This window comes from Pseudomonas sp. EL_65y_Pfl1_R83 (genome assembly GCF_963970695.1).
Classification (GTDB): Bacteria; Pseudomonadota; Gammaproteobacteria; order Pseudomonadales; family Pseudomonadaceae; genus Aquipseudomonas; species Aquipseudomonas tritici.
Genome location: NZ_CAXAQI010000003.1, coordinates 317471 through 338878 on the forward strand (window position 1 = coordinate 317471; position 21408 = coordinate 338878).

The 21408-nt window shown below is 60.5% G+C and carries 22 protein-coding genes; 10 read left to right on the forward strand and 12 right to left on the reverse strand.

Annotated features, from left to right (window positions below):
- Window positions 1-172: 172 nt before the first annotated feature.
- The 4 genes from AACY08_RS05895 (at window position 173) to moaE (ending at window position 2828) form a co-directional block, all read left to right on the forward strand.
- Window positions 173-1567, forward strand: a complete 1395-nt coding sequence (locus AACY08_RS05895; protein WP_339468560.1) for a PhoH family protein — start codon at window positions 173-175, stop codon at window positions 1565-1567.
- A 96-nt stretch (window positions 1568-1663) separates the two neighbouring features.
- Window positions 1664-2137, forward strand: coding sequence for a cyclic pyranopterin monophosphate synthase MoaC (moaC, locus tag AACY08_RS05900; RefSeq protein ID WP_339468562.1), 474 nt, complete (start codon window positions 1664-1666; stop codon window positions 2135-2137).
- Window positions 2134-2376 (forward strand): molybdopterin converting factor subunit 1, encoded by a 243-nt coding sequence (moaD, locus tag AACY08_RS05905; protein ID WP_053131334.1) that lies wholly within the window; start codon window positions 2134-2136, stop codon window positions 2374-2376. Before moaC ends, moaD begins: the two co-directional genes overlap by 4 nt.
- 2 nt (window positions 2377-2378) lie before the next feature.
- The gene (gene moaE / locus AACY08_RS05910) at window positions 2379-2828 is read left to right on the forward strand and encodes a molybdopterin synthase catalytic subunit MoaE (RefSeq protein WP_339468564.1); all 450 of its coding nucleotides are present in this window, start codon (window positions 2379-2381) and stop codon (window positions 2826-2828) included.
- Between the two features lie 53 nt (window positions 2829-2881).
- Here moaE and rhlB read toward each other — a convergent pair whose 3' ends face one another.
- Together rhlB and AACY08_RS05920 are read right to left on the reverse strand one after the other, a co-directional pair.
- Window positions 2882-4357, reverse strand: a complete 1476-nt coding sequence (gene rhlB, locus AACY08_RS05915; protein WP_339468676.1) for an ATP-dependent RNA helicase RhlB — start codon at window positions 4355-4357, stop codon at window positions 2882-2884.
- 96 nt (window positions 4358-4453) lie between these two features.
- Window positions 4454-5110, reverse strand: coding sequence for an alpha/beta hydrolase (locus AACY08_RS05920; protein WP_339468565.1), 657 nt, complete (start codon window positions 5108-5110; stop codon window positions 4454-4456).
- Window positions 5111-5455: 345 nt separating this feature from the next.
- Between AACY08_RS05920 and AACY08_RS05925 the strand changes: the two genes are divergently transcribed.
- The 5 genes from AACY08_RS05925 (at window position 5456) to AACY08_RS05945 (ending at window position 11016) form a co-directional block, all read left to right on the forward strand.
- Entirely contained in the window at window positions 5456-6487 is a 1032-nt protein-coding gene (locus tag AACY08_RS05925; RefSeq protein ID WP_339468566.1) for an amino acid ABC transporter substrate-binding protein, read from the forward strand.
- Between the two features lie 72 nt (window positions 6488-6559).
- Window positions 6560-7741 (forward strand): amino acid ABC transporter permease, encoded by a 1182-nt coding sequence (locus AACY08_RS05930; protein ID WP_339468567.1) that lies wholly within the window; start codon window positions 6560-6562, stop codon window positions 7739-7741.
- Window positions 7742-7751: 10 nt separating this feature from the next.
- Window positions 7752-8849, forward strand: a complete 1098-nt coding sequence (locus AACY08_RS05935; protein WP_339468568.1) for an amino acid ABC transporter permease — start codon at window positions 7752-7754, stop codon at window positions 8847-8849.
- A gap of 11 nt (window positions 8850-8860) precedes the next feature.
- Entirely contained in the window at window positions 8861-9625 is a 765-nt protein-coding gene (locus AACY08_RS05940) for an amino acid ABC transporter ATP-binding protein (RefSeq protein WP_339437903.1), read from the forward strand.
- A 95-nt stretch (window positions 9626-9720) separates the two neighbouring features.
- A complete protein-coding gene (locus AACY08_RS05945) occupies window positions 9721-11016 on the forward strand; it encodes a CynX/NimT family MFS transporter (protein ID WP_339468570.1) in 1296 nt (431 codons plus the stop codon).
- An 11-nt stretch (window positions 11017-11027) separates the two neighbouring features.
- Here the strand turns inward: AACY08_RS05945 and AACY08_RS05950 are convergent, their stop codons facing one another.
- The 10 genes from AACY08_RS05950 to AACY08_RS05995 all read right to left on the reverse strand — a co-directional run bounded on the left by AACY08_RS05950 (window position 11028) and on the right by AACY08_RS05995 (window position 20159).
- Window positions 11028-11654 (reverse strand): DUF1120 domain-containing protein, encoded by a 627-nt coding sequence (locus AACY08_RS05950; RefSeq protein ID WP_339468571.1) that lies wholly within the window; start codon window positions 11652-11654, stop codon window positions 11028-11030.
- Window positions 11655-11695: 41 nt separating this feature from the next.
- Entirely contained in the window at window positions 11696-12331 is a 636-nt protein-coding gene (locus AACY08_RS05955; protein ID WP_339468573.1) for a DUF1120 domain-containing protein, read from the reverse strand.
- Between the two features lie 10 nt (window positions 12332-12341).
- Window positions 12342-12974, reverse strand: a complete 633-nt coding sequence (locus AACY08_RS05960) for a DUF1120 domain-containing protein (protein ID WP_339468575.1) — start codon at window positions 12972-12974, stop codon at window positions 12342-12344.
- A gap of 10 nt (window positions 12975-12984) precedes the next feature.
- The gene (locus AACY08_RS05965; RefSeq protein ID WP_339468577.1) at window positions 12985-14109 is read right to left on the reverse strand and encodes a DUF1120 domain-containing protein; all 1125 of its coding nucleotides are present in this window, start codon (window positions 14107-14109) and stop codon (window positions 12985-12987) included.
- A gap of 11 nt (window positions 14110-14120) precedes the next feature.
- Window positions 14121-16559 (reverse strand): fimbria/pilus outer membrane usher protein, encoded by a 2439-nt coding sequence (locus AACY08_RS05970; RefSeq protein WP_445261415.1) that lies wholly within the window; start codon window positions 16557-16559, stop codon window positions 14121-14123.
- 137 nt (window positions 16560-16696) lie between these two features.
- Window positions 16697-17443, reverse strand: coding sequence for a fimbria/pilus chaperone family protein (locus tag AACY08_RS05975; protein WP_339468579.1), 747 nt, complete (start codon window positions 17441-17443; stop codon window positions 16697-16699).
- Window positions 17444-17445: 2 nt separating this feature from the next.
- The gene (locus tag AACY08_RS05980; RefSeq protein WP_339468580.1) at window positions 17446-18072 is read right to left on the reverse strand and encodes a DUF1120 domain-containing protein; all 627 of its coding nucleotides are present in this window, start codon (window positions 18070-18072) and stop codon (window positions 17446-17448) included.
- Window positions 18073-18154: 82 nt separating this feature from the next.
- Window positions 18155-18778 carry a DUF1120 domain-containing protein gene (locus AACY08_RS05985; RefSeq protein WP_339468581.1) on the reverse strand — a complete coding sequence of 208 codons (624 nt, stop codon included), beginning with the start codon at window positions 18776-18778 and terminating at the stop codon, window positions 18155-18157.
- A 39-nt stretch (window positions 18779-18817) separates the two neighbouring features.
- Complete coding sequence (locus AACY08_RS05990) at window positions 18818-19435, reverse strand: DUF1120 domain-containing protein (protein ID WP_339468582.1); 618 nt, start codon at window positions 19433-19435, stop codon at window positions 18818-18820.
- A gap of 94 nt (window positions 19436-19529) precedes the next feature.
- Window positions 19530-20159 (reverse strand): DUF1120 domain-containing protein, encoded by a 630-nt coding sequence (locus AACY08_RS05995; RefSeq protein WP_339468583.1) that lies wholly within the window; start codon window positions 20157-20159, stop codon window positions 19530-19532.
- A gap of 391 nt (window positions 20160-20550) precedes the next feature.
- On the opposite strand from AACY08_RS05995, the gene AACY08_RS06000 reads away from it, so the two are divergent.
- A complete protein-coding gene (locus tag AACY08_RS06000) occupies window positions 20551-21363 on the forward strand; it encodes a response regulator (RefSeq protein ID WP_339468585.1) in 813 nt (270 codons plus the stop codon).
- Window positions 21364-21408: the final 45 nt, after the last annotated feature.

Consider the following 21408-nt stretch of genomic DNA (forward strand, 5'->3'; position numbering starts at 1 on the left):
GTTTTGCGGTATTACGAAGTCAGATCGCCGAAACCTGCAACACAGGTGGCGTCTTACAAGACTCCTCATGTGGGCACTGCGCTTGACGTCACTCAGGTGCAGTCGGTGGTCGAATCGAGGCGCAGCACCGCCCAGGTATTGCGTCGACTGGCTCCCACAAAGGTGACCGAGTATGGATGATCATGGACGTAACCCTTCTTCCGACCAGCCAATCCTTTATGTGCTTGATACCAACGTACTGATCCACGATCCGAACGCACTGCTTAACTTCGAAGAACACCACGTCGCCATCCCGATGATCGTGCTTGAGGAACTCGACAAACTCAAAAGCGGGCCCCACAGCGTTGCCGCCGAATGCCGCCAGGCCATCCGTCTGATCGACAAGACACTGGGCGAAGCATCGCCGGAGGATGTTGAAGTCGGCGTACCAATCCAGCGTGGCAAAAGCGGGCCCAAGGGCTTGCTGTCGATTCTGATGAGCAAGCGCAGCGAGCCCAACAGCCTGCTGCCGGAAAATCTGAACGACAATAAAATCATCAACCAATTGATCGACCTGCACGCCCGCGACAAGAACCTGCGCGTGGTGCTGGTGACCAAAGACATCAATATGCGCCTCAAGGCACGCGCGTGTGGGATCGCTGCCGAGGACTACAGCACTGACCAACTGGTCGACGACGTGTCGATGTTGTCGCGTGGCTATCACACGGTGACCGGCTCCTTCTGGGACCTCGTCAGCAAGGTCGAAACCCGACAGGACCATGGCCGCACCTGGCATCAGGTACAACTGATCGACAACCTGCCGGCGGTACACATCAATGAATTCATCATCGACGAACAGGGCTTTGTCGGCTGGATCAAAGAAATCCAGGTCGACAAGCTGCTGATTCTCGACCTGCATCAGGAGCCCCTGTTGCATCAGGAGGCCTGGGGCCTGAAACCGCGCGATATCTACCAGAGCCTGGCGCTGTACGCGCTGCTCGACCCGGACATCCACCTGGTCAACCTGACGGGTGCTGCCGGTTCCGGTAAAACCATCCTTGCCTTGGCTGCCGCCATCGAGCAGACCATGGTGACCAAGCGCTATCGCCGCATCATCGCCACCCGCAGCGTGCAGGGCCTGGACCAGGAAATCGGTTTCCTGCCCGGCACCGAGGCGGAAAAAATGGAACCGTGGCTAGGGGCGATCACCGACAACCTCGAAGCCTTGCACATGGATGACGAAAACACCCATGGCAGCGTCGACTACATCCTCAGCAAAGTGCCGTTGCAGTTCAAATCCCTCAACTACATCCGAGGTCGCAGCTTCCAGCAGAGCCTGATTTTGATCGATGAATGCCAGAACCTGACCCCACACCAGATGAAAACCATCATCACCCGTGCCGGCGCCGGTTCCAAAGTGGTGTGCCTGGGCAACCTGGCGCAGATCGACACCCCTTACCTGTCTGCGACCAGCTCCGGGCTGACGTACCTGACGGAACGCTTCAAAGACTTCCCGAACGGCGTGCACATTGCGCTGCAGGGTGTTCCACGTTCGATCCTGGCTGAATACGCAGAGTCGCATCTCTGAGTAGCAAGCTTTAAGCTACAAGCTGCAAGTTGGTCCAGTGAGCTTTTCACTTGCCGCTTGCCGCTTGTAGCTTTTTTGCTGCCTCAAGGAGGCCTCGTGCTAACTCATCTCGATTCCCAAGGTCGCGCCCATATGGTCGACGTCACCGACAAGTCCGTGACGTTCCGTGAGGCGGTGGCCGAAGCGCGCGTGCGCATGTTGCCCGAGACCCTGAAAATGATTGTCGACGGCGCCCATCCCAAGGGCGACGTGTTTGCCGTGGCCCGCATTGCCGGAATCCAGGCCGCGAAAAAAACCAGTGACCTGATCCCTCTGTGCCACCCGTTGATGTTGACGGGCGTCAAGGTTGAATTGAGCGCCGACGGCGCAGACGCGGTGCATATCTTGGCGCGCTGCAAACTCTCCGGCCAGACCGGCGTGGAGATGGAAGCGTTGACCGCCGCCAGCGTCGCGGCATTGACCATCTACGACATGTGCAAGGCCGCGGATCGCGGCATGACCATCGAAAGCATTCGCCTGCTGGAAAAGCTTGGCGGTAAAAGTGGGCACTTCAAGGCGGACCAGCCATGAGCATCAACGTACTGTTTTTTGCGCGTTACAGCGAAGCGGTTGGCCTGGACTCCTTGGAAATGGAAGGCGACTTCGCCACCGTCGATGCGGTGCGCCAGGCGTTGGCCGGTGATCCGGGTTTCGAAGTGCTCAACGAAACCAGCCTGATGTGCGCGCGCAACCAGGAGTTGTGTGGTCTCGACGAGCCATTGCAAGCGGGCGACGAAGTGGCGTTCTTCCCGCCCGTGACGGGAGGCTAAGCATGGCCATTCGTGTGCAGGCCCAAGCGTTTGATTCGGGCGTCGAGGTGAATGCGATGCACGCGGCCAATGTCGGCGTGGGCGCGGTGGTGAGTTTTGTCGGCTACGTGCGCGACTTCAATGACGGCCGCGACGTGTCGGGCATGTTCCTGGAGCACTACCCCGGCATGACCGAAAAGGCCCTGGCCAAGATCGCCGTGGAAGCTGAACAGCGCTGGCCGTTGCTCAAGCTGGAAGTGCTGCACCGCATTGGCGCGCTGGAGCCGGGTGAGCCGATTGTGTTTGTTGCAGCCGCCAGTGCCCATCGCCAGGCGGCGTTTGATGCCTGTGCGTTTGTGATGGACTACCTGAAGACGCGGGCGCCGTTCTGGAAGAAGGAAAACACCCGTGAGGGGCCGCGCTGGGTAGAAGGGCGCAGTAGCGACCATGCAGCCGCTGATCGCTGGAAATAGCACGCCGAACGCAGAACAAAATGTGGGAGCGAGCAAGCCCGCTCCCACATTTTTTACTGCGTTTCAGCCTGGGGGCGTTTACGCTCAACGGCTCGCAGCAAATGCGTCGGCGGCGTCTCGCAACTGATCTTGCGCCCCAACAGCGCCTCGATTGACGGCAACTGGTACGAGTCATCCTCACCCGCAAAACTGATCGACACACCCGCCGCCCCGGCACGGCCGGTACGACCAATGCGGTGCACGTAGTCGTCGGGCACTTCCGGCAAGGTGAAGTTGATCACGTGGCTGATGCCATCAATGTGAATCCCGCGACCCGCCACGTCGGTGGCGACCAATACGCGGATCTTGCCTTCGCGGAAGCCTTCCAGCGTCTTGATGCGTTTGTGCTGCGGCACGTCGCCCGACAGTTGCGCGGCGTTCACACCATCGCGCACCAAGCGCTCTTCGATGCGGCGTACTTCGTCCTTGCGGTTGGCGAATACCATCACGCGCTCCCAACCGTTGTCGTTGACCAGGTTGTAGAGCAGCTTGTACTTGTCGGCACCGGCCACGGCGTAGATGTGCTGCTCGACGTTTTCGCTGGCGACGTTAAGCGCCTCGATCTCGACGATGGACGGGTCAGTGGTCCATTGTTTGGCGAGGTTCATCACGTCTTCGGTGAAGGTCGCGGAGAACAGCAGGGTTTGGCGCTCGGCTTTGGGCGGGGTCTGGCGGATGATCTGACGCACTTGCGGGATAAAGCCCATGTCGAGCATGCGGTCGGCTTCGTCCAGCACCATCACTTCGACCATGTCCAAGTGCACGTCGCCGCGCTGGTTGAAGTCGAGCAGGCGGCCCGGCGTGGCTACCAGGATGTCGCAGTGACGGGCTTCGAGCTGCTTGAGCTGCTTGTCGAAGTCCATGCCACCGACGAACGTCATGACGTTGAGGCCGGTGTACTTGGTCAGGTCGGCGGCGTCCTTGGCGATCTGTACCACCAGCTCCCGGGTTGGGGCGATGATCAGCGCGCGCGGTTCACCCATGTAGCGTTCTTTCGGCGGCGGCGTCTGCAGCAGTTGGGTGATGATCGAAATCAGGAACGCGGCGGTCTTGCCGGTACCGGTCTGGGCGCGGCCGATGGCGTCTTTGCCCGCCAGGGTAAAGCCCAACACCTGCGCCTGGATCGGCGTGCAGTACGGGAACCCCAGGTCCTGGATGGCGTGCATCAGTTCCGGGGCCAGTTTGAAATCGTGGAAGCGGGTCTTGCCTTCCTGGGGCTCGACGGCGAAGTCTTCGAGTTTCCAGGGGATCACGACCGGCTTTGGTGCGCGTTCGCGGCGAGGCTTGGGAGCCACTGGCGCGGGCGCGGCTGCAGCCGGTGTTGCCTGTTCAGGCGGTGTTACCTTCGGCTGGGCAATGGGTGCTGTCCGGCCGGGTTGTGCACCGTCGTTGCGGCTGCCGGTAATAGAGACAGGAGCACTGGAATCAGGCGCGAGCGGCTCAGCCTCGCTTTTGCCGAACATCTTCTTGAGTGCTTTGAGCACGGTGATCTCATTAATTGGTTAAGGAATGTACGCCGGCCAGTGTAATGCAAGAATCGGGCGCGGCGTAGTGCGTCTGTCATACGGCTACACAAACGGTGGTTTTCAGCCCAGGCGAGCAGTCAACCAGGCACCGATATCACGGATCTCCTCCGGTAACACTTCGTGGCCCATTGGGTATTCCTGCCATGTCACGGTGACACCACGGCTCTTTAAATGCTCGTAGGCGCTGCGGCCCATGGCGTTCTGCACCACTTCATCGTACTGGCCGTGCAGGCACAGCGTTGGAATGCGCTGCTGGCTGGCGGATAACGCCAGCTCATCGCCGAATGTCGGTGCGTAGGTTGAGAGGGCAATAACGCCGCCCAGTGGGCCTTCCCAATTCAGGAATGCGGTATGAAATACCACGGCGCCGCCCTGGGAAAACCCGGCGAGGAAAATCCGCGACGCGTCTATTCCGGTTCTCTTCTGCGCTTCGATCAAATCCGCGACCATTTTGGCCGACACCTCCAGCTCTTCCAGGCTGATCGAGCGGGCCGGGCTCATGGCCTTGATGTCGTACCAACTGGGCATCTCATAGCCGCCATTGATCGTTACCGGACGAGTAGGTGCCTGGGGCAAAACGAAGCGGGTCGTCAGCAAGCTTTCCTGTAACGCCTCGGCCACCGGCAGGAAGTCGTAGCGATCGGCACCCAGGCCATGCAACCAGATTACGCAGGCGTCTGCGGGCTTGGAGGGCTGAAGAATCAAGGGTTCGGTCATGTCTGCTCCATTAATGTGCGCGCGCTCCGATTAAGTGCAACGGAACGGTGCGCGACGGGTTGATCTGTTAAGAAGATGTCGCACGGTTGAATCTTTTGCTATTGACCGTGGGCTGAATCGACTCAGCCTGCACTCTGGTACGGGCCTTGCTAAGTATTCGACGATGTCAGCGCTATCTCAGGACGGTAACACTATCAGTGACTGCCGCTTGTGGGATAGCAACTGGATTGACTGCAACAACCTCATGCCGCTTGACCCTAAAAAAAGCCAACACGGGTCGATATCGCCTCATAAGGGTGCGCTGAGGTTCGAGCTCCGACACAACAAGAGCAACTGGAGGTTTGAATGAAGGTATTGAAATCCACCCTGGCCATCGTTTCCGCGGCGGCTGTACTGGGTGTCAGCGGTTTTGCCCAAGCTGGCGCCACGCTGGACGCCGTGCAGAAGAAAGGCTTTGTGCAATGTGGCGTGAGTGACGGTCTGCCGGGTTTCTCGGTACCGGATGCCAGCGGCAAGATCCTGGGGATCGACGCTGACGTGTGCCGCGCTGTGGCCGCTGCCGTTTTCGGGGACGCGACCAAGGTCAAATTCAGCCAGTTGAACGCCAAGGAGCGTTTCACCGCACTTCAATCGGGCGAAGTCGACATTCTGTCCCGTAACACCACCATGACCAGCTCCCGCGACGCCGGCATGGGCCTGAAATTCCCAGGCTTCATCACTTACTACGACGGCATCGGCTTCCTGGTAAACAAAAAGCTGGGCGTTAAAAGTGCCAAGGAACTGGACGGTGCAACCATCTGCATCCAGGCCGGTACCACAACCGAGCTGAACGTTTCCGACTACTTCCGCGGCAACAACCTCAAATACACCCCGATCACCTTCGACACCTCCGATGAAAGCGCCAAGGCGCTGGAATCCGGTCGTTGCGACGTACTGACCTCCGACAAGTCCCAACTGTTCGCCCAGCGCAGCAAGCTGGCGGCACCGAAAGACTACGTGGTTCTGCCGGAAACTATTTCCAAGGAGCCGCTGGGCCCGGTCGTGCGTAACGGCGACGACGAGTGGCTGGCCATCGTGCGCTGGGTTGGCTACGCCATGCTCAACGCTGAAGAGGCCGGTATCACGTCCAAAAACGTTGAAGCTGAAGCCAAGTCCACCAAGAACCCGGACGTCGCTCGTCTGCTCGGTGCTGACGGCGAATACGGCAAAGACCTGAAAGTGAAGAAAGACTGGGTCGTACAGATCGTCAAGCAAGTCGGTAACTACGGCGAAGTGTTCGAGCGCAACCTCGGCAAGGACACCCCGCTGGAAATCGACCGCGGCCTGAACGCACTGTGGAACGCCGGCGGCATTCAATACGCACCCCCTGTGCGCTGATCGCTGATGGTTCTGTCACCCGGTGGGCCAACTGCCGGGTGATGTTCTGTTCCATTATTTTCGGGGCACTTCATGCAAAATAAAATCGGCGCACCCAAGCAGAAGCTCAGCTTCAGCGATCCCAAAGTGCGTGCGTGGCTCTTCCAGATCATCACGATTGTGGCGGTGGTCTGGCTCGGCTGGTACCTCTTCGACAATACCCAGACCAACATGCAGCACCGGGGCATCACCTCGGGTTTCGACTTTCTTGAACGCAGTGCCGGCTTCGGCATCGCGCAGCATTTGATCGACTACACCGAATCGGACAGCTACGCCCGGGTCTTTGTGATCGGTTTGCTCAACACTTTGCTGGTGACTTTTATCGGCGTGATCCTGGCAACGCTGCTCGGGTTTATTATCGGTGTGGCGCGACTGTCGCCGAACTGGATGATCAACAAACTGGCGACCGTGTATGTGGAAGTGTTCCGCAACATCCCGCCGCTACTGCAGATCCTTTTTTGGTATTTCGCAGTATTTTTGACCATGCCGTTGCCGCGTAACAGCCATAACTTTGCCGATATGTTCTTTATGAGCGCCCGGGGTTTGAATATGCCGGCCGCGCTGGCAGCTGAAGGTTTTTGGCCGTTTGTGGTCAGCGTCGTCGTCGCTATCGTGGCGATCGTGCTGATGGCGCGTTGGGCCAACAAGCGCTTTGAGGCCACCGGCGTACCGTTCCATAAATTCTGGGCGGGCCTGGCGTTGTTCATCGCAATTCCCGCGTTGTGCACCTTGGTTTTTGGCTCACCGCTGCACTGGGAGATGCCTAAATTACAAGGCTTCAACTTTGTCGGTGGCTGGGTATTGATCCCCGAACTGCTGGCGCTGACCCTGGCGCTTACAGTTTATACGGCCGCGTTTATCGCCGAGATCGTGCGCTCGGGTATTCAGTCTGTAAGCCACGGCCAGACCGAAGCCGCGCGTTCCCTGGGCCTACGCCCTGGGCCGACGCTGCGCAAGGTCATCATCCCGCAGGCCCTGCGGGTGATCATTCCGCCACTGACCAGCCAATACCTCAATCTGGCAAAAAACTCATCGTTGGCCGCCGGTATCGGTTACCCGGAAATGGTTTCGTTGTTTGCCGGCACGGTGCTCAACCAGACCGGCCAGGCGATTGAAGTCATGGCCATCACCATGAGCGTGTACCTGGCGATCAGCATCAGCATTTCCCTGCTGATGAACGGGTACAACAAGCGCATTGCGCTGATTGAGCGGTGAGGAAACATCCATGAGTACGCATACGTTCAAACCTGACATGCCGCCGCCGGGCAAGGTATTCGGCCCGATGGCATGGATGCGCGCCAACCTGTTTTCCAGTTGGCTCAACACCCTCCTGACATTGCTGGCGATCTACCTGGTCTATCTAGTGGTACCGCCGCTTTTGCAGTGGTCAATTTTAGATGCGAACTGGATCGGCACTACCCAAGCCGATTGCACCAAAGAGGGCGCCTGTTGGGTGTTTGTCCAACAACGCTTCGGGCAGTTCATGTACGGCTACTACCCCGTCGACCTGCGTTGGCGTGTGGACCTCACCGTTTGGCTGGCGATTGTCGGCGCAGCACCGTTGTTCATTTCGCGGTTCCAGCGTAAGGCTGTCTACGGCCTGAGCTTCTTGGTGCTGTACCCGATCATCGCGTACTACCTGCTGCACGGCGGTATCTTCGGCCTGACTAACGTGCCTGCCAATAAATGGGGCGGCTTGATGCTGACCTTGGTCATCGCCACCGTCGGCATCGCCGGCGCATTGCCGCTGGGCATCGTATTGGCGCTGGGGCGACGTTCGAACATGCCAGCGATTCGTGTGCTCTGCGTAACCTTCATCGAGTTCTGGCGCGGCATACCGTTGATCACCGTGCTGTTCATGGCCTCGGTGATGCTGCCGCTGTTCCTGCCTGAAGGCATGAACTTCGACAAACTGCTGAGGGCGCTGATCGGCGTGATCCTGTTCCAGTCGGCGTACGTGGCGGAAGTGGTGCGCGGCGGCCTGCAGGCGATTCCCAAAGGTCAGTACGAAGCGGCCGCAGCGATGGGCCTGGGTTACTGGCGCAGCATGGGCCTGGTGATTCTGCCGCAAGCCCTGAAGCTGGTCATCCCCGGCATCGTTAACACCTTCATCGCGTTGTTCAAGGACACCAGCCTGGTGATCATCATCGGCCTGTTCGACCTGCTCAACAGCGTCAAGCAAGCCGCCGCTGACCCGAAATGGTTGGGCATGGCCACCGAAGGCTACGTGTTCGCGGCCCTGGTGTTCTGGATTTTCTGTTTTGGTATGTCGCGCTATTCCATTCATTTGGAACACAAGCTCGACACTGGCCACAAGCGTTAGGAGTTGTTGTTATGAGCGAAGCGATCAAACAGCCTGTGAGCCCTGAAGGCATTATCCAGATGCAGGGCGTCAACAAGTGGTACGGCCAGTTCCACGTGTTGAAAGACATCAACCTCGACGTCAAGCAGGGCGAGCGTATCGTGCTGTGCGGCCCGTCGGGTTCGGGCAAGTCCACCACCATCCGTTGCCTCAACCGCTTGGAAGAGCACCAGCAGGGCCGTATTGTGGTCGATGGCGTAGAGCTGACCAACGACCTCAAGCAGATCGAAACGATCCGCCGCGAAGTCGGCATGGTGTTCCAGCATTTCAACCTCTTCCCGCACCTGACCATCCTGCAGAACTGCACGCTGGCGCCGATGTGGGTGCGCAAGATGCCCAAGCGCAAGGCCGAAGAAATCGCCATGCACTATCTTGAGCGCGTGCGTATTCCGGAGCAGGCCCACAAGTTTCCGGGGCAACTGTCCGGCGGCCAGCAACAGCGCGTGGCGATTGCCCGGGCGTTGTGCATGAAGCCAAAAATCATGTTGTTCGATGAACCCACTTCGGCCCTCGATCCGGAGATGGTCAAAGAAGTGCTGGACACCATGATCGGCCTCGCCGAAGACGGCATGACCATGCTCTGCGTGACCCACGAAATGAGCTTCGCTCGTACCGTGGCCAACCGCGTGATCTTCATGGACAAAGGTGAAATCGTCGAACAAGCGCCACCGAACGACTTCTTCGATAACCCGCAAAATGACCGGACCAAGCTGTTCCTGAGCCAGATCCTGCATTGATGCGCGGCGCAAGCTGAACAAAAAACCCGGCCTGGCGCCGGGTTTTTTTGTGTGTTTTCGGCCAATATGCAGCGCTCTTTGCTGGCAGTTGATCAATGAACCTTGAACCCGAGAACCCAATGTCCCCTTCAGAGCACGCCTCGGCCAAGGCCGAGCTTGAACAATGGCTGATCGACGCCGAAGCCGATGATGCCCAGGTGCAGCACGCTCAACCGGTTGTGGGGCGCCCGTGGTTACTGCTGCTGGGCCTGATTCTGGTGGCGTTGAACCTGCGCCCGGCGTTGTCGAGCCTGTCGCCGTTGCTCAGTGACGTCTCTGCAAGCCTGGGCTTGTCGGCGGCCAGCGCCGGCCTGCTGACCACCTTGCCAGTGTTGTGCCTGGGCCTGTTTGCGCCATTGGCGCCGATTCTAGCGCGACGTTTTACCGCCGAACGGGTGGTGTTGGGGATTTTACTGACGTTGGCCGGTGGGATTATTTTGCGCAGTTCATTCGGTCAAGCCGGGCTGTTCGCCGGCAGCCTGGTGGCTGGCGCGAGCATCGGCATCATCGGCGTATTGTTGCCCGGCATCGTCAAGCGTGATTTCGCAAAGCGGGCAGGGGCCATGACCGGCGTCTACACCATGGCTTTGTGCCTGGGGGCGGCGCTGGCGGCCGGCGCCACGGTGCCGTTGAGTCAGTACTTTGGCGACAGTTGGAGCCTTGGCCTGGGTTTCTGGATGCTCCCGGCGCTGTTGGCGGCCCTGTTCTGGTTACCGCAAGTGCGCACCCAACACGGCGCACACCGCGTGGCTTATCGCGTGCGCGGATTGCTGCGCGATCCGCTGGCCTGGCAAGTGACCTTGTACATGGGTTTGCAATCGTCCCTGGCCTATATCGTGTTTGGCTGGTTGCCGTCGATCCTCATTGACCGCGGCCTGAGCGCGACCCAGGCCGGGCTGGTGCTCTCCGGCTCGGTGATCGTGCAACTGGCAAGCTCCCTGGCTGCGCCCTGGTTGGCCACGCGCGGCAAAGACCAGCGCCTGGCGATTGTATTGGTGATGCTGCTGACCTTGGGTGGCCTGTTCGGCTGTCTGTATGCGCCGCTCGACGGCTTATGGGGCTGGGCGATTTTGCTCGGGCTGGGCCAGGGCGGCACCTTCAGCCTGGCGCTGAGCTTGATTGTGCTGCGCTCGCGCGATTCCCACGTGGCGGCCAACCTGTCGAGCATGGCCCAGGGCATCGGCTATACGCTGGCATCCATGGGGCCGTTGGCGGTGGGCGTCTTGCATGACTGGACCGGTGGCTGGGGAGCCACCGGCTGGGTGTTCGGCGTGATCGGCCTAGGCGCGATCATTGCCGGTTGTGGTGCGGGTCGTGCGCTCTACGTTGGAGTCAGTAGCGAGCGGGTTTGAGTCGTGTTGCCTCAGAGATAACGGACCGTCAGCGTCACCGAACCGTCGATGGCCACCTCGTTGTTGAGGGTCAGGCTGTTGGTGGGGGCGATGGTGGGATAGATCGCCAGTTCCGCGCTGAACACTTGGACTGCAATGGGCACCAACGTCCCCAACGCGGCTACTGAAACTATATTGTTGCGATACAGGTAGCGCTCGTTGTACCACGTTGCACCGCCGTCCTCTGAGCCGACAGTGCGGGCTTCCACACCGTCCGCCAGCGGCCTGATGAGCCGCAGAGACAAGGCGCCGAGCTTCTCGTCGCCGTTGATCAGGCCCAGGCCAAATTCATACGTCTCGTCGTTTTGGAAATGGGAGCCGGCTCGATTGTCTTGGGATTGCAACCCCATCAAGGTCGGCGCGTCGCAGGTGACGGTCATTTGAAGGGCGTGATAGGGGAAAAAGCTCGGCTGGTCAGGGTTGAGGTCCTTGGCGGCAATTTTGCCCAGGTCATACACCCCGCCATTTGACAGCGTGGGCTCGCAAGCGCTTGGCGTAATAAGGCCGCGCACGCTCAGATCGACACTGGAGGCGGCGACGGCCTGGCTGGCGGCGCTCAGCAGCAGGGCGGCGATCAGGGTGTGAAGGGACTTGTTCATGGTGTTACTCCTCACTAGGGAAAGTAGAAGGTCTCAGGGATTTACAGGTACACAACTTCCAGGGTCGCGGAGCCGTCCATTGGCGTTTCCGTACTCAGGTCCAGGTTCTGCCGCGCGTTGATCGTGGCTTCCAGCTTCAGGGTGCTGGTGAGTGTCTGGATCGCCGATGGGCCGGAGGTGCTGCCCACTGCATCGGTGAAACCGAGCAGGCTGCGCGAGCCGATATCGATGGGGTTGAGGTTGGCGGTGCGCCAGGCCAGGCCACCCGTAGTGGACTCGGTGCCGTACACCACGGCGAGGTCGTCGACCACGGTTTGCTTCGGATCAAAACTCACCGAATACACGCCGATTTTGTTGCCGCTGCTGTCCAGCCCCAGCCCGTAAAAAATCTCGCTGTTAACGTGGGCGGTGCCGTCGCGGTTGTCGCGCATGCGCAGGGCGAAGAGCCCGGCGGCGTTGCAGTTGACCGTCAGCGTCAGATACTTGTGCGGCAAGCGGGTGCCGTTGGTGAGGTTGAGGTCATTGCGCGAAATCTTGCCGAAGTCCACCAGCCCGCCGCTGGATAGCAGCGGCGTGCAGGCCATCGGCGTGATCAGGCCCTTGACGGTCAGTTCGACGGTGGAGGCGGCGTGTGCAGTGCCGGATAGAAGGAGCAAAGCAATCAGAATAGTTTTCATGGGAGGGTACCTAGAGGTAGGTGATGTCGAGGGTGGCCGACCCGTCGATGGGGACTTCCCCGGTCAGGGTCAGGGTGTTTGCGGGGGCGATTTTGGGTTCGATCAGCACGTCTGCGGTCAGTCGCTGGATCGGCGCCGGTGCCATACCCGGCGTGCTTATGTCGTGGGTGAATGAGGTGAGGAATGCCGGTGACAGGACTTGCGTTGGCCCCCAACCGGTCGTTCCCACGGAGCCGATGCCATACATCGGGGCACCATCGGCCACGATCGACTCCAAGCTCAACCCCATGCCTCCGACCTTTTCGTTGCCATTGACCAGCCCCAGGCCGAACCTGAGCAAGTTGTCGCTTTCGTAATGAGAGCCTGGACGATTGTCCACGGACCTTATCGCCACCAGCGTCAATGCCTGGCACGTGAGTGTCATTTGCAGGCTCTTGGCCGTAAGGGGCGTCGGTTGATCGACATTCAAGCCCTTGGCGGGGATCTTGCCCAGTTCGTATACGCCGCCATTGGACAGGCCAGGTTCACAGGCGCTGGGGGTGATCTTGCCGTTGACTTTCAGGTCGACGGAGGACCCGGCCTGGGCGAGTGAGCTGCCTGCAAACAGCGACAAAACGGCCAGTGGAATCAGAAGGTTTTTCATGGAGCGCCTCTTAGAGATAGTTGAGTTCGAGCGTGGCAGCGCCGTCGAGGCGCACCTCGCTGCCCAGGTCCAGTGAACCCAACGGTGCAAGCACCGCCTCCAGGCTCGCCGTGGCGCTGAGTTGTTGAATGGCGGCGGGGCCACTGGTGGTCCCGGCGCTCGCGTTGAACCCCAGGTGTCGGCTGGCGCCGATGGCCAAAGGGCTGGCGCTGGCACTGCTCCACGGAGCGTTTACGGTCGGGGAATCGGTACGGTAGAGCTGGGCAAAACTATCGGCGGTGGCGCGCGCGGGATCGAAGATCACCGCGTAGCGTCCGATTTTTTGCCCCTTGGCATCGAGCCCCAGGCCGTAGGTGGTTTCGTCGTTGTGACCGGTCGCTGAGCCCTGGCGGTTGTCCTGCAAACGCAAGGTGAAGGCCGTGGGGGCATCGCACGCGACGCTGACCACCAACGGTCGGTCGGGCAGGGCGGTTTCCTTGTCCATGTGCAAATCCATCACCGACAATTTGCCGAAATCCACCGTGCCGCCGTTGGACAGGCTCGGCGTGCAAGCCGCCGGAGCGAAGCGCGCTTGCAGGCGCAGTTCCCGTGAGCGTCCGGTGCTGATCGCGTCAAACACTCCGCTGGTTTCCCAGGTGACGGCATCGCTGACCCGCGAGGCCTCTTCACTGGCCCAGGCACTCGCCTCAAGCTGCAGCGACAAGCTGCGCCCACTGACCGGCACCCCGGCGCGCATCGGCACGATGCCGTGCTCCGGGCGCCAGCGCAGGGTGGCGCCCGTGCTGAGAGCAGGCTGGCCGCTGCCTGCAAGCAAGCCCAGTTCGACGGCCTGGCCGTCGAGTAACGCATCGCTTGCCCGCAGGCTGTAACTGCCGCGCGAGGTAAACTGAAAACGCTCGGTACCGGCTGCAATACCGCGATAGAACAGGCTCATGTCAGTGGGGGTCGGGCAGTTCAGGGTCAGGCTTAAACGCCGTTCCCCAAGCAGGCGTTCGTCTGCTGGAACCAACGCGATAGCGCGGTTCATCAGTCCGAAATCCAACACGGTTTCGCTTAGGCTCAGCTGGCACTCATCGCCCCAGGCATTGGCGCCCAGTAGCAAGCCAAGCGAGAGCAAGACGGGTTTCAGGCCCATGGTAGAAGTCCTCATGATTGGCACCGCGCCGGCGCGGTTTCGTAGTACACCTGGGGGTCGCCTTTCTCGGGCAGTTCAAAGCTCAGGCGACAGCGGGGTTGGCCGGGGGCACTGATCCATAGCGGGCGACCGTCAAGCACATCGGGCAGGAACACTTGGCTGCCTTCCTGCACCAGCGTCACGAACTCGCCGTCCTCGGTAGTCACGGTGGCGCCACGGGGCAGTGGTTGGCCATCCTTCGTGGTGACGTTGAGCAGTGCACGACGGGTCAGGGCTACGCCAAATTCGACCTTGTCTACCGCGCCACGCCCGACGGAAAGCACGGCCAGGCCATTGCTGATATCAGCGTTGCGCGGCAGCGAGCGGGTGTGCACCTCCACCGGGCTGCGGCCATAGGCGCTGAGTTGCGGCACCACGGCCTGGCCTTGCCAGTCGGTCCACACGGGGCCGCTTGGGGTGCTGACCTTGATCCCGGCCATGTCGCCCACCGACATCACCGCAAATGTTTCGCGTACCGGGTACGGCGAGAACGTCAGGCCATCGCCATGCAGCACCACCCCACCGCGCGCGCCGCCTTGATAGCTGGAGCGCTCGGCGTCGTTGCGGGTGTAGTTGAAGTCCAACTGGCTGTAATAAGGCAAGGCCGAAACACCCACGGACGACTCCACCGCACGGTCGCGGCTGTCGCGTTCCACGCCGACGCGGTAGCTCAGTTGGTCGTTGAGTTGTTCGTTGATGCCCACGCCGAGGCGATGCTCGCCGCCGGCATGACGTGCCCATGCGCGGCCACGGCGGTTTTCACCGAGGGGCACGCTGATGTTCAGGTAGACACTGTCATCGCTTTGCTGGCGGCCGCCGACTTGCCATTCGGCGCTGGCCGATACCGATACCTGACCAAAGCTGGTACCCCATGACGCCAGCGCGCGGCTGCTGTTGTCGCCGGTAAAGGTCGACGAGCGCGAGATCCCTGCACTGAATGCCCCCAGCATAGGATGCGACCAGGATGCCGTGGCACTTTGTTGGTCGCGGTAGCGCGAGCGTTGTTGTTCGCGGGTGTCAGTGGCGTAAGTCGAGTCCTCAAGGTCGCGATAACCCATCGTGCGCCAAGAGCCGGCGGTGGTAATCGCCCAGCTCTCGGTGAGGCGCTGCGACCACGACAGGTCGGTTTGCACGCCGCGTTCATTGCCTGGGCGACTGGCCTGGGCGAGTTGTGTAGAGACTTGAAACTGGCCGTCTTGCCACGGCAACCACCCCAGGTTCAGCCCGGTTGCGCGATAGTCTTCGGCCGCCAGCACCCCGGCGCCGACGCTGACTTGCGGGTGCAGCGCACCGCTCCAGCCGCCACTGACCACCCAGGGTTCAGCACCTTCGCCGTCACCGATTTTACGTAGGCGACCGGCGGCCACCGAGTAACCAGGCGCCGGCAAACCCAGACCTAGCATGGCGGCTGGTACCGTGAAGCGGCGTTCTTCACCCGTGGTTTCCTTGACCGTCACCTCCACGTCGGAGCGGCTGTTAAGGCGTCGCACATCGGTCAGGGAAAACGGCCCGGCGGGCACAACGGTGGAATGAATCAACGTACCGTTCTGGCGGATCTCCACCTGCGCCGGGCTGTTGGCGATGCCGGTGATGGTCGCGCCCTGGTTCTGGTCCTTCAGCGCGGTTTCGGTCAGCACCTGGGCGCCGGTGATTTGCGCACCGGCCAGCACCGGGTTGTAGAGGTTGATCTGTCCTGCCTGGAACACTGCCTGCTGTTTGGCAAAGGTGCGCTGGGCGTAGGCGTCCAGATGGGTCGTGCGCGAGACTTTGTCTTGCCAGGTGCGCACCTGGCGGCTGCGCACGATCCAGTCGCCGGCATTGAAGCCAACCTCGGTATTGGCCGACGCGAAGCGGCTGTTGTCGTCGCCGTACTCGTTTTGCAGGCCGGTGACATCGTAGTTGAGCACGCCGGCATACCCGCCAGTCTGGTAGCCGGAGATATCTTGCACGGCGGGGCGCAAGGCCTCGGTCGGCACGATCAGGGACAGGCTGAGGCTGGCCGGGTCTTGCTCGATCACGGTCTGCGGGTACGTGCTGAGGAAGTCATGGCATTCGGCATTGTCAGCCGGCATTTTCAAGCTGCCTGCGTCCAGCAGCGCCTGGTTGAAACACAACCCGCCCTGGTCGTTGAACACTACGTCGATCCGGCCGCGCCGCTGGCCGTTGACGTTCAGATTGAGGGCATGGCGCCCGGCGGCGAAGCGCGGTGCTTGCAGCAGCAGGTTGGCCAGCGTCGGGTCGATGCCACGCTGGGACAAGGTTTGCGGATCGAACGAACCGGCGACCTCGTCCGCCAATGGTTTGGCCGCTGGCAGGGTGGTCCCGAGGGCCAGCGCCAGGCCCGCCAGCCACCTACGGCGCGCCCGGCGCAGTGAAACGCCAGGCTCGGCTTCGCCGTCGCGATCAGTCATTACTGTGCTCACAAGTCGTACTCAAATAATGGAGGCGTTCCCGTTCCACTCCCTGGCGCGGGCAGGCTCCTGGTGGCCTTCACGGTGAGGCCACTTCGTTATCAGGGCGCCGGGAACCAGTCCTCCCGGCGCTGCGATCAGAGGGTGATCGGTGCTTGGTAGGGTTCCACGGCAAAGCCATAAACGGTGGCCGGTTGCAGCTGCACAGTGCTGGCCGTCGGTTGGCTGGCAGCAACGCTCAAGGTCTCTCCCGGCAGTACGTAAGTGCGTGGCAGCAGCGCCGAACCATCGCCCGGCAGCAGCTTCAATTCCTGGGCCAGACGCACCACGTAGGGCGTCGGGTTATGCACGCTCAGTTGACTGTTTTGCAGGCTCCAGGTCAGCCCGGTCCAGGGCGTGCGGTTGGGTGCCAGGCCTTTGGGATGCAAGATCACTGGCAGGTTCTGGCGCACGGTCACGCCGACCCGCGCATGCCCGGCCTGGCCTGCGGTCTTGCCTTGGGGCATGCCCTCGAAAATGACGCGCATCAGGTGTTGGGTTTGCAACGGTTCGGGGGTTTGCAGGATGAAGCGGATCAACTGACTCTTGGAGGGTTCGACCCGAGACAAGGGTGGGGTAACAAACACTCGCGAAGCGGTGTCTTCAGGAATGTTCTCCAGGGTCACGTGCAATAGCGCCAGCTTCGAATCGGTGTTGGTCACCGACACCGAGGCTTCGCCGTCGGCTTCGTTGACGATCACCACTGAGGTATCCGGCACCATCCCGTCGGCGAGCACCAGCGTTGGGCCCCACAGGGACAACGCTACCGCGCCGAGGTACAGGCAGGCATAACGCACGACGTTGAAGGCCCGTGAGAAAACTGCAAAACAAGGAAGAGGGAACATGACTACAGGTACCTCAGGTCTAGCACGATGGAGCCGTCCAGCGGCACCTCTTGGTCGAGGGTCAGGTAGGCGGCGGCGTTGATCGATGTGTCGATTTGCAAGGTGGCAGTGACCAGGCGGTGGGGTTCCGGGATCAGGGTGCCGGGTGGCGCAAAGCCCATGTAGTTGTCGGGGTAGGCGTTGGGTTCCGGAAACCAGGTCTCGCCCTGATTACTAGAGGCCAGCACCAGCGCGGGCTGGTCGTCAGCCATCACTTCATGGATGGCCAGAGATACCGAGCCGAGGCGCTCATCGGGCGCATGAATGTTGTTGCCCAGGCCGTAATAAAAGCCGGGCCCCACTGACGAATCAGCACGGTTGTCCACGCCTACCAGCACAAACAGCACCGGCTCGTTGCAGCTCACATGCAGGTCCAGTTGCTTGCTGGGCAATCGGGTGAACACGTGTTCATTGAGGGAACGGGCCGGAACCCGCCCATGATCGACAATGCCACTGGGCGATAGCGTCGGCGTGCAGGCACTGGGAATGATGCTGCCGGACAACGTCACCTCCACCGATGAGGCGCACAGGGCAGGGGTAGCGCACAGGCAAAGAAAAGTCGGCATCAAACGGCGTGAGAGCATGTTCATGGTCGGGTGTTGGAGCCTTGGTCAAGGGGCCATCTGTGAAAACGGCGATGGGCGCAAGGCATTGCGTTGCGCCCGCGTGCCATTACAGGTATTTGACGGTCAGGGTGACTGAGCCATCAATGGCCACTTCGTCGAGCAGGGTCAGGCTGCTGGCGGGGGCGATGGACGGCGTGACAGCCAAATCAGTGGTGAGCACCTGGACCGGAATCGGCGCCATGGTCGTGTTGTCGGCAACCGATGTAATGTTGCCGGTTGCCAGGGTCGGTTGCCGGACCCAGGTCGTGCCGCCGTCCGTTGAGCCAATGATGCGTCCGGCTACGCCGTCGGCGAGCGGAGCTTCGAGCCACATCTCGAGGAACCCGAGCTTCTCGGCACCGTTGATCAGGCCCAGGCCGAAGCGCGACGGGACGTTGTCAGAGCTGGAGCCTGCGCGGTTGTCCTGAGGTTCAATCGCCATCAAGGTTGCAGCGTCGCACGTCACGGTCAGTTGGAGGCGGTATTCGCCCAAGTTGGTGATGTCATCGAGCTTGAGATCCTTGGCGGAGATTTTGCCGACATCGACATTTCCACCATTGGGCAAGCTCGGCTCACAGGCGCTCGGCGTGATCAGGCCCTTCACGGTTAAATCAACGCTGGAGGCCGCGAGCGCATTACCGGCGCTCGCGATCAGCACAGCGGCAAGCAGGGGGTTCAGGCTTTTGTTCATGGTATTGCTCCTTAGCGGGAAAAGTTGAAAAACGGCTGCTCACAGGTACTTCAGTTGCAGCGTGGCCTGGCCGTCGATGGGCACTTCATCGAGCAGGGTCAGGTCGGTGGATTGAACGATGATGGTGAAGGCGCGCAACCTGGCGCTCAGTTTTTTCAGCGCGATAGGCGTGTGGGGGGGCGCGCCCACGGCGGCAAACGACGTCAGCGCCTTGTGGCCCAGATAGGGCGAGAGGCTCCAGCTGGCACCGCCATTGCGCGAGATGATCACGTTTACCGCGTTTTCATCCGCCACGGGGTCAAACAGTGAGAACGCCACACTGCCCAGTTTCTGGTCTTCAGGGGTGGTACCCAAGCCATGGTGCGCCGGGTTGATCGCCGAGCTGCCCGCACGGTTATCCACCGTGCTCAGGGTGAAAAAAGTCTCTCCCTCGCACTGCACTTCCAGGCGCATTTCTGCCGGATCAAGCTGGGTCGGCTTGGTCGGTTGCAGGTCTCGGGCGGTCATTTTGCCGTGATCGATCACGCCGCCATTCGACAGCAGGGGCGTGCATGAACTGGGGGTGATGGCCCCGGTTACATTCAGGTCGGTATTGCTGGCGGCGAAAGCGCCTGGCGTAAACGCCGCCAGCAGGAAGGCAAGAGCGTTTTTGTTCATAAGCACATGTCCTTGTGAGGGCGCGCAGTCGGTCTGCAGGCAAGCGCGCCTAACGTGGGGTGGTCGCCCAGCGGAAATTTCCAATCGAGAGGGGTCACAGGTAGCGCAGTTCAAATGTGGCTGAGCCGTCCAGCGCTATCGTTGTGCCGGTCGGAATATCCGTTTTCGAGTGGATGAAGGACTCGACTAACAGGTCTAGAGAAACGTTAGTGAGGTGGACCGGTGCTCTGATGCCTGAGGTCTGGTTGCCAAACGCTATAAGCGTGCTGGACGGCAAGTCCTGTTCAGAATTGAACAGCCAGGTCGAGCCGTTATCGAAGGAGTAGATCGCATAGGCGGCAGGGTCATCGGTCAGGATGTTTTGCATCGTCAAGAAATAAGAACCGATCCACGTTGTTGGCGTCAGACGCCCCATGACCCAACTAGAAGAAGGGCCAGGTGTTGAAGCACGATTGTCTACGGACGCCAGTGCGAACAAACTTGCGCCCTCGCAATCAACCCCCAGTTTCAGGACGGCTTTAGGCAGTTCGGTTGGCCCTGTGGGTTCGAGGTCCTGTAACGAGATCTTGCCGTGATCCACCAGCCCGTTATTGCTGATGCTGGGGGTACAGGCGCTCGGCGTAATTGACCCTTTGACCGATAGGTCCACCGTGCTGGCGGCCATTGACACACTGGCGTGGGCAATGAGCAGGGCGCCGGTCAGGGCTGCGAGAGAGTCTTTCATGTCGGCTGGTCTTCCTGTGCAAGGGCCATGGGGACAGATTCGCGCGGTGAAGTTGCCCAAGGGTTTATGGTTTTTTCGGGCATGCGCAGCTTCAGCGAAAAGCGGGAGAGAATGTATCGCCGGGACCCCACACAGGAAATGCAACTATTACGAATGACAGGTCGGCACTTTCAAAAGGGCTTGTTTCTTGAAAGTTCGCGCTTGAGCGTCGGTTGTCGTACTTGTTGTATCGCCGTTTTCCATACATTCGGATACTTTTGCGCGCTCTTTGATTACCTGAACGCCTTCATTTGGACTCGCGTAATCGTCTCGCTGCGAGCAAGTCGGCTGTGATCCACGTGTTGCTCGCGCAGGTTGGGCGGTTGGACTGATCGCTCTCGATGAGGGCTCTATGCCGGGCAACTTTCCAGACCTAGGTGCGCCCGAAGACGCCCTGGCGAACCCTTGGTCCCGTGTGCGGGTGTTGGTGGTGGACGACCACTGCACCTATCGCCTGCTGCTGGGCTCACTACTGGGAAAACTCGGCGTGGCCCATCAGTGCTGCTGTAATGGCGAGCAAGCATTACAGGCGCTGGCGATCAAGCGTTTCGACCTCGTGATCAGCGATTGCCGCATGCCAGTCATGGACGGTTACACCATGACCCGCGAACTGCGCCAGCGCGAGCACGCCGAAGGTCGCCTGCCCATTACGGTGCTGGGGATGACCGCCAGCCTGGGCCCGGAAGAAACCCGCCTCTGTGTGGCATGCGGCATGGATGGATGGCTGCCCAAACCCATCGGTTTTGCGCAGTTGCGTGATGCCTTGCGTTGTTGGCTACCGCCGCCGCAATGTGCGGCTTTCGCCGGGACGCGAACAGGTTCGACGGTGGCGCACAACAGCACTTTCCCTAGCCGCGCCAGCCTGATCGAGACATTTGGTTCCTGGGATGTGGTGGAGCCGATGCTGTTCAGTCTGATTCAGGAAGCTCATGCCGACTTGGCAATGCTGATCCATGCGCAAGCGACGCTGGACGCCAGGATGGCCGCACAATGTTTGCACCGCTTGGTGGGCAGTGTGGCGTTCCTCGGGGAAACCGGATTGGAAGGACCTACGGTGGCGTTGATCAACAGCGTGCATTCAACAGGCATGGCGTTGAACCGAACGGCCTTGGATGCGTTACGCCATGAAGTGGCGCGTTATTTGGATTATCTAAGTCATCTCTGAAGGAATACATCCTTTTGTTACGTAGTACTTTTCTGTATTACTTTT